Below are 3451 nucleotides of genomic sequence, written 5' to 3' on the forward strand. Positions count from 1 at the left end.
CTTCCAAATTGCCATTAATAGCAGCATAATGTAAAGTAGTTCTTTCATTTTTATCTTGAGCATTAACATCTGCACCTGCTGCTAATAGAGCATTTACTACTTCCAAATTGCCACTAACAGCAGCATAATGTAAAGGTGTTCTTCCATTTTTACTTTCAGCAGCATTAACATCTGCACCTGCTTGCAATAGAGCATTTACCACTTCCAAATTGCCACTAACAGCAGCATAATGTAAAGGTGTTCTTCCATTTTCATCTTGAGCATTAATCCCTGCACCTTTCGCTAATAGAACGTGCATTGCTTCTATGTTACCACTGCTAGCAGCATAATGTAAAGGTGTTCTTCCATTTTCATCTTGAGCATTAATCCCTGCACCTTTCGCTAATAGAACGTGCATTGCCTCTATGTTACCACTTATAGCAGCACAGTGTAACAGAGTGTGGTTATATTTATCTAATACAGCATTAACATCTACACCTGCTTGTAATACAGCATTAACATCTGCACCTACTTTCAATAGAGCACTTACTACGTTCGCATCGCCCTTAGCAACAGCATACTGTAAAGGACTTATTTCATTTTTATCTTTAACATTAACCTCTGCACCATTTTCTAATAGATATTGTAATAACTCAAGTGAACCATTAGCAACAGCATAATGTACAGCCGTTCTTCCATTTTTTCTTTCAGCAGTATTAATACCTGCACCTTTTTTTAATAGATATTTCAATATCTTAAGTGAGCCATTTGCAGCAGCATAATGTAAAGGAATTTTTCCATCTTCATCTTCAGTATTAATACTTTTATCTGCACCTGCTTTTAATAGAGCACTTACTACTTTCACATTGCCACTGACAACCGCCAAATGTAAAGGAGTATTGCCATGTGTATCTTTAGTATTAACATCTGCACCTGCCCCTAATAGAGCTTTTAATAATTTATATGAACCATTAGCAACAGCAAGATGCGCTAATGTACATGACAACAAATCGAATTTAAATATGTAATTAACATCAAGCCTGCTTTTTATATTAGTTGCAGCTCTCCAACCTGTATGTAAATCTGGCTGTTGCATCCTAAATTTTACTGATAATATTCGAGTGACAGTATCTGAATTTAATCCTTTATGATCATTTGCATCAGTTAATGTTTCCCCCAATGATATGAATTGCCCTAATAATTTGTGATATGTTTTTTGTTGCAATATTAAATTATATGATATATTTTCTAAATTACTCAACATATTTTCTCCTAAAATTAATAATCTAAGTTAATATTTTAACTATTTTTCTTTACTAAGTCAATTGCTTTTGGTGAATTTTATTTAAGATATACTACTATGAGGAGATATCATTTTGTAAAAAGAAGTTTAATTTTTAATTTTTTGCTATATATTAATTAAAAGTATATGTATGACCGTTAATATTTTTATAATAAAGATCAGATACGGTGCTATTAACGAATTAAAAGAAAAGTTGTGGAAATTACACCATTAATAAAAAAAGAATTAAAAAAAAGTGCGTTACATGTTTGTTTAGAGAAGTGCAAAAGTGCATTTTGGTTTATATTCTGGTTTAGTTCTGGAATAAATTTGCTGATGCTATTTTTGCCGCTCTATACTTCCCAAGTACTTGATCGAGTGGTATCAAGTGAAAGCGTTTCAACACTGGTCATGCTAACAATCATCACCCTATCTGCATTTGCATGTTCTGCAATGCTTGAAACTTGTAGGTATTTAGCCATGGCAAAAATTGGTGATTGGATCGATAAAACTGCAACACCAGATTTAATCACCAGATCAATTAGATTAACTTCTATACAAAGCTCAACTTCAAGTGGTGAAGCAATACGAGACCTCGGAGTAATAAAAAACTTTATTACAGGAAATGGCATATTTTCATTATTTGATTTCCCGTGGTCATTTATCTATCTAGGCACAATATTCATGATCCACACTTCTACGGGATTTATTGCCATAAGTGGAATTGTTATATTACTCGCCATGGCTTTTTGGAATGAACTAGCTACTAAAAAAATATTTCAAGAAACCAATGAAGAAACTATACGTAACATCAATGCAATAGACGTGGCAACAAGAAATGCCGAGGTTGTTGAAGCTATGGGCATGGCTGAGTATATAGTTTCTGACTGGTGCAAAAGAAATGATCAGAATCGCGCAATGCAAATCAAAGCGCAAAATCGCTCTAACGTGATAACCGGAATAACAAAATTTCTTCGTTCAACTTTACAAATATCAGTAATAGGAACCGGTGCATTACTTGCAATTACAGCCCATAAAACTGCCGGGAGCATCATAGCTGCTTCGATCTTAATGGGTAGAGTATTGGCTCCATTTGACGCAGCAGTTCATACCTGGAAATTTTTTAATCAGTCTAGAATGTCATACGCGAGACTTCAAAGACTAATATTAGCCTCGCCAAAAAGAGAGCAAACTATGGCTTTACCAGAGCCACAAGGAAAAGTGGAGTTTGATAGAGTATTTTTCACTCCTTATGGCGGCAATAAACCGACAATAAAAGGTATATCGTTTGTGATAGAACCTGGAGATGTAGTTGGTATCATTGGAGCAAGCGCTTCTGGTAAATCTACTATAGCAAAGTTAACCGTTGGTGTATGGAAGCCTATATCCGGTGTAGTCAGATTGGATGGTGCAGATGTATATACTTGGAATCGAGAAAACTTTGGTAACTATGTTGGTTATCTCCCTCAAGACATCGAATTATTTAATACTACTGTTCAGGCTAATATTGCCCGCATGAAACCAGATCCAAAACCTGAAGAAATAATAAAAGCAGCAAAAATTGCCGGAATACATGATCTGATACTCAGTTTACCAAATGGGTATGATACAATAATAGGAGGCTCTGGAGGGGTCACTCTCTCTGGTGGCCAAAAACAATTACTAGGACTTGCTAGAGCTTTCTATGGTAATGTCAAACTCTTAGTTCTCGATGAACCAAATGCCAACCTAGACAGCAATGGAGAAGGACGTTTAATCAATGCAATCGATATCGCAAGAAAGCAGAAGACTACCACCATTATCGTAACTCACAAATTACCTCTATTATCTGTAGTTGATAAAGTGATCGTCATGTCTGATGGTGTTATCTATGCTATGGGCGAGAGAAATGAAATTTTAAGTAAAATGGTTGCACCATCAAATACTCAACAGGATAAACGTTCTTCAGCGAATGGTTAGCCCAAGTTTTAGTATACTAATTTTTAACTATTCTAAGAACCTGTCTTGAAATCATTTAAGTAGCTAAGCATAACGGTAATCATATCAAAGAAAATATTAGTCTTGGAGGTAAGAGGAGAATGTTCGTAATCTTTGCTCATGCGCCTAAAATTGGAGAGCCAAGCAAAGGTTCTTTCAACTATCCAACGTTTTGGAATAACCTGAAATCCTTCAGCTTCGGGATCTTTTTTA

General features: G+C 35.2%; 3 protein-coding genes. 1 reads left to right on the plus strand and 2 read right to left on the minus strand.

Features of this window, described 5'->3' with window-relative positions; translation table 11 throughout:
* Positions 1 to 1243 (minus strand): ankyrin repeat domain-containing protein (locus IC220_RS06455; RefSeq protein WP_188153654.1); only part of this gene is annotated, 1243 nt, incomplete at its 3' end.
* Between the two features lie 234 nt (positions 1244 to 1477).
* Here IC220_RS06455 and IC220_RS06460 point away from each other — a divergent pair.
* Positions 1478 to 3220 carry a type I secretion system permease/ATPase gene (locus IC220_RS06460; protein ID WP_188153655.1) on the plus strand — a complete coding sequence of 581 codons (1743 nt, stop codon included), beginning with the start codon at positions 1478 to 1480 and terminating at the stop codon, positions 3218 to 3220.
* A gap of 32 nt (positions 3221 to 3252) precedes the next feature.
* Here IC220_RS06460 and IC220_RS06465 read toward each other — a convergent pair.
* The coding region (locus IC220_RS06465; RefSeq protein WP_188153630.1) for a transposase at positions 3253 to 3451 on the minus strand (199 nt) is incomplete at its 5' end.

The sequence above is a fragment of the Wolbachia endosymbiont of Pentalonia nigronervosa genome, assembly GCF_014534705.1.
Lineage (GTDB): Bacteria > Pseudomonadota > Alphaproteobacteria > Rickettsiales > Anaplasmataceae > Wolbachia.